This window comes from Mesorhizobium sp. M2A.F.Ca.ET.067.02.1.1 (assembly GCF_004023285.1).
Lineage (GTDB): Bacteria > Pseudomonadota > Alphaproteobacteria > Rhizobiales > Rhizobiaceae > Mesorhizobium.
In genome coordinates this window covers 1-2,302 of sequence record NZ_RZSB01000856.1, presented here as the reverse complement: position 1 = coordinate 2,302, position 2,302 = coordinate 1, and the positions used below count along the sequence as shown (strand labels likewise).

3 protein-coding genes and 1 pseudogene are annotated in these 2,302 nt (G+C 64.0%); 1 reads left to right on the top strand and 3 read right to left on the bottom strand.

What is annotated here, in order from left to right; translation table 11 throughout:
• Positions 1-62 precede the first annotated feature (62 nt).
• From EOA28_RS32840 to EOA28_RS32830, 3 genes are all read right to left on the bottom strand, one after another.
• Positions 63-374, bottom strand: coding sequence for a putative quinol monooxygenase (locus EOA28_RS32840; RefSeq protein WP_095817233.1), 312 nt, complete (start codon positions 372-374; stop codon positions 63-65).
• A gap of 50 nt (positions 375-424) precedes the next feature.
• Positions 425-1,198: an SDR family oxidoreductase gene (locus tag EOA28_RS32835; RefSeq protein WP_126081602.1), complete on the bottom strand. Its 774-nt coding sequence runs from the start codon at positions 1,196-1,198 to the stop codon at positions 425-427.
• 82 nt (positions 1,199-1,280) lie between these two features.
• Positions 1,281-1,715: a DsrE family protein gene (locus tag EOA28_RS32830; RefSeq protein WP_127252870.1), complete on the bottom strand. Its 435-nt coding sequence runs from the start codon at positions 1,713-1,715 to the stop codon at positions 1,281-1,283.
• 99 nt (positions 1,716-1,814) lie between these two features.
• Between EOA28_RS32830 and EOA28_RS32825 the strand changes: the two are divergent.
• A pseudogene (locus tag EOA28_RS32825) lies at positions 1,815-2,302 on the top strand (hypothetical protein); the annotation flags it as partial.

Below are 2,302 nucleotides of genomic sequence, written 5' to 3'. Positions count from 1 at the left end.
CTCTTAGACCTGATGCAGACAAATGCGAACCCGCTTTTCGCGGACAATCCGTGTCGAGGCGGTCAGCCGGCCTTTTCCGGCGCAGGGAGTCCAAAGCCGCCGACCGGATGGGTCTCGATCTGGAATTCGAAGCCGGCGATGAAGGGACGCGCCCTGGCGATCGCGGCCTGGACTTCCGGCAATTGCAGCGAGGCCTTGTGGCTCGCCTGGTCGGTCCACACCTCGGTGACCCAGATGGCATCGGCGTCGGCCGGATCGGTGGCGATGATGTAGCTCAGGCAGCCGGGGAGCGCGGCAGTGCTTTCGCGCAGCACGTCCATGACCGCATCGCGCTGGCCGCGCGCCGCCCGCATCTTGCCGATCAATCCGTACATGCCTTGATCTCCCTCCAGGTTGCACGCTGCATCAGTATGCAATCGCCGGCTCACGGCATCAACTGTCCGCCATTCACCTCGATCACCTGGCCGATGATGTAGCCGCTCAACAGATCGGACGACAGGAACAGGTAGGCGCCGACGCAATCTTCGGCCGTTCCGGCGCGTCCCTGCGGAATGGTCGCGACCATCGCCTTGATCTGCTCAGCGCTCGAATAGCGTTCGTGGAACGGCGTCAGGATCGTGCCTGGCGCCACGGCGTTGACGCGGATGCCGAAGCCGATGAGTTCCTTCGCCATGCCGCGCGTCACGTTGGAAACGAAGGCTTTCGACGAACCATAAAGGCCGGCGCCGCCGCCGGCGCCATTGCGCGCGGCGATCGAGGTGGTGTTGATGATGAAGCCGCCCTGGCGCTTCAGCCACGGTATCGCCTTGCGCGAGGCGGTCAGGACAGAACGGGCGTTGAGATCCATCACGGCGTCGTAATGCGCTTCGTCCTGATCGGCATAGGCGATGCGGCCGAGCATGCCGCCGGCATTGTTGACCAGGCCGTCGAGCCGGCCGAAATGCTGGGCGCTTTCCTCGACCACACGCTCGACGTCGGCGGGTATCGAAAAATCGCCCTGGACCAGAAACACCTCGCCGCCGTCATCGCGGATGGCTTCGGCCACGGCTTCGGCGGGTGCGCGGCTCGCATTGTAATGCAGCGCGACGCGGCATTTCTGCGCCGCGTAAGCACGGGCAAGGGCGGCACCGATGCCGGTCGAGGCGCCGGTGACCAGCACCGCCTTGCCGGCAAGATCGGGGATGGCAAGTGTCGTCATGTCGGTCGGCCTCCAGGTTGGCACATTTCGTAGGCTATTACCGGCCTTCCGTTCAAGCGTTGGCGTTCAAGCGCGACCGCATTCAGGGCCTGAGATAGACATAGCCCTGATGCTGCAGTTCGGCGAGTTTAACGACGCCACCTTTCTCTGCGACCTGGAAGCCCGACAGCAGGTCGGCAAGCGTGATGTCCATGCCGCGCAGGGTGTTGCCGCAGGCCTGCGGGACAAGCCCCTGCTGGACGAGGCCGGCAAAGCGGCTGGAAACAGCGCCGGAAGCGCCCTGGGATTTGAAGGCGGCCAGTGCCGGACCATGCACCACAAGGACAATATCGACATTGCCGCCGGTGCCCTCATAGTGGTTCTTGATGTTGCCGAGGACGAAGTTGACCTTGTCGGCGTCGCTGAGGTGATAAGCGACCTTCAGCTTCTCCTCAGCCGTTGCCGCGTTGGCCCGGCTCAGGCCGAAAAGACCCGCGGCGCCGGCAAGGCCGGCACGAAAAATGTCACGGCGCAGCATCCTATCCTCCGTTTGCCGGCCTGCTCGCGCGATTTTGCATGGTCCAGGCGGGTCTCCTAGACTACCATAAAGCAGTCCTGTCGGTGGGAGGAGGATCGCATGGCATCGAAGGCCGTTGTGGGGAGGACCATGGCGGGCGTTGCGCTTTGCGCCGCCCTTGCCGCTTTTGCCGACGCGGCGCGCGCCGAACAGCCGCCCAAACTTCCCGAGCTCAGCCCGACCGGTGCCGATGTCTGCTTCGGCCGTATCTACGATGCCGCCCATCTCAAGGCGCATCCGCACCAGAAAGTGGCGCGCATTTTCTTTTTCTATGGCCACGATCCGGTCAGCCGGCCGAACGAAGAACCCCCCGCCAACCAGGATACTTCCTATAACGGCTTCCTCACCACCACCGTGCGCGGCGCCAAGAAGCCCGACTGGGCGGCCGGCTGGTGCAACAAGGAAGATCCGAGCGACAAGGCGAGTGGCATCCGCTGCGGCATGGATTGCGACCGCACGCTCGCCTCGCTGAAAGTCGACGACAAGGGCCGGCTGATGCTCTCCAACGTACAGCCTGATGTGTATCTCGACGCTGGCGCGGAGGAGGA

Bases quoted from the DNA above. Each gene is read 5' to 3' on its own strand.
- EOA28_RS32835 (WP_126081602.1), bottom strand. From the start codon at position 1,198: ATGACGACACTTGCCATCCCCGATCTTGCCGGCAAGGCGGTGCTGGTC.
- EOA28_RS32840 (WP_095817233.1), bottom strand. From the start codon at position 374: ATGTACGGATTGATCGGCAAGATGCGGGCGGCGCGCGGCCAGCGCGAT.
- EOA28_RS32830 (WP_127252870.1), bottom strand. From the start codon at position 1,715: ATGCTGCGCCGTGACATTTTTCGTGCCGGCCTTGCCGGCGCCGCGGGT.